Raw genomic sequence first — 2,256 nt, 5'->3', positions numbered from 1 at the left:
CTTCATTGCCCGTCATCGAGTCATCCCCCCGCCCAACATCGCCTCGCAGGTGACGCCGCTGGCGCGGCCTGCGAACCGGGTGCATTCTGGGTGTTTCCTGGTGGGCAAGCCTCATGCAGATCACGGAAAGCTGCCAGCGGCGCACCTGAAGGCTGGCGTTGGGCGGCGCAAATAAAAACTGCCACTATATTCAAGGCTGCGTAGTCGCAGCGCCCTTAGTGTAATAGGAAGAAATGTCAGTTTTCATTGGCACTTGACAATGATGCTATAATCATATAATGAAGGCTAAAAAGGAGTAAATATGTACATCACAGGTAGTCTAAAAATTTTACGCACTGAAACATTAGATAATTTCTCCGTTGTATTTTTCACGGTCTACTAATATGTTGTCAGAAAATATTTTCTCTATTATTTACATCATTGTTTTCGGGTTTGTATTGGGATACATTTTAACATCTCTAAAATCAAAACAAATGTCATTTGTACTTTACATTGTTTTGCTGCTCTTGATAATAGTACTTGTAAATCTTGGGTTTTCCAAAACGATAATACCTTTTATTGTGTTCTTTCTCATCGGAGTGCTAACTGTATTCCAGAAGATAGTAGACTTCCTAAGATCATCATCTCAAGACCCAGAAACAGACAAAATAAATGAGCATGATAATCAAATCTTACACCCTATATCATCAACTCAATTAAACGAATACGAAAAGACACTTGATGCGAACAATATTATATTGGATGATTTCGTATCCCAAACAGAAGTAAACAGTTCTGTTTCTCGAACTGGAGTATACTATGATGATGAAGACTTTTGGGTTCTTTACAAAGGCGAATTAATCGCGACCACAATCAGTGCTAAGGAGGGTAGAGAATATTTAAAATATTACTGCAAAAAACACAATTTACCTCTATGATATTTTAAAGGAATACGTATGAACTGTAATAAGCAACTTAACTAAAGGACACCATCATGACACCTTCGTTCTCGCAGGATGATGTATTTCCAATCATTAGACGTATAATTACTGCTATCTACCGTGAGAAACGCGATTTTGTAACTCATGATGAAATAGTTGCTGCGCTGCTTAATGATCCATCTGGTCATAGGGAAGTTATTTTGGCACAAAAGGTACGAACAAATGAAACAGAAGAACGAGTGGCAGCGAATATGGTAGCCTGGTTCAGTCAACGAATAACGGTCGGTGCTTCTGTAGATCAAAATTCATTTGAGCGAAAAAAGATTAGAGGAAAGTGGGCGTATCGCCCTCGCCAGAAACTCGTATAGTTTTGGTGGTGGTAGTTGAGCATAACCCTTAATTTCTTGACATAGAAATCAGGTATTAATCTTTCTAAAGCCAAATGCAACACATTGATGTCAACCCGCTGCCAACATGGCTCGCACATGACGCCGCTGGTACGTCCGGATGGGGCGCTTCATGCGCGTGGCGTGCCAACGTGTGGTGACATCAATCACAGATGCTACCAACGCTCCAGGTGCAGAGGAATTATTGCGACCTTCAGCGTCCGTTCACGAGTCGGCTTCGATCAAGTCGCCCGTCAGCGAGTTAGCGACCTTCCTAGCCCGTCGCACGAGTCAATTTCAGCCAACGCCCGTCCACGAGTCTGCGCCCTTTACTGCCCATCAGCGAGTCAGCCCGCCGCCCAACATCGCCTCGCAGGTGACGCCGCTGGCGCGGCCTGCGAACCAAGTGCATTCTGGATATTTCCTGCTAAGGCAAACTTCACGCGGATCACGGGAACCTGCCAGCGGCGCACCTGAAGGCAGGCGTTGGGCCGCGTAAGAACAGTTGTCGCTCCTATAGCGGGGAGCATTAATCTTGAGCCACCCAGATCGTCTTGCAAAGCGGTAAAGAGGCGGTGCAGTCTGGATCAATATGTCTGCTCTCCGCTATGATAAGACTAAGGTTCTGAAGTATTGTATAATACGCCTAGGTGTACTGTCATCGCCGAGCAGTAAGGATATGATAATGCGGTTACCAATTGAAGACTGGCTTTCTTCCCAAGAATTGTCTCGAGAATCAGAGGGACTCTTTCGAGAATCTATAACATGCTATAAAGCATCTGCTTATCGTGCCGCATTTTTGTTCTCATTTCTTGCGTTTCAAACTGTTATCAGAGATCGAATCGTAAATGCACAAGTCCCTACAGGTATTCCGTATCCGTTCAGGGTGGGTCACTCCTGAGTTGCGAGAATCAGTAGAATCCGGCATACTACCGCTATGGACGAGCCAC

Annotated in this window: 1 protein-coding gene; it reads left to right on the top strand. The window is 44.8% G+C overall.

What is annotated here, in order from left to right; all coding sequences use genetic code 11:
• Positions 1-973: 973 nt before the first annotated feature.
• Positions 974-1,288, top strand: a complete 315-nt coding sequence (locus EKD03_RS18080; RefSeq protein WP_129633832.1) for a hypothetical protein — start codon at positions 974-976, stop codon at positions 1,286-1,288.
• The last annotated feature ends 968 nt before the right edge of the window (positions 1,289-2,256 follow it).

This window comes from Candidatus Oscillochloris fontis (genome assembly GCF_004138135.1).
Lineage (GTDB): Bacteria > Chloroflexota > Chloroflexia > Chloroflexales > Chloroflexaceae > Oscillochloris > Oscillochloris fontis.
Note: the sequence above shows the minus strand (reverse complement) of the source record. Positions and strands in the feature narration are given on the sequence as shown.

Coding starts and splice junctions, on each gene's coding strand:
- EKD03_RS18080 (WP_129633832.1), top strand. CDS start 974: ATGACACCTTCGTTCTCGCAGGATGATGTATTTCCAATCATTAGACGT.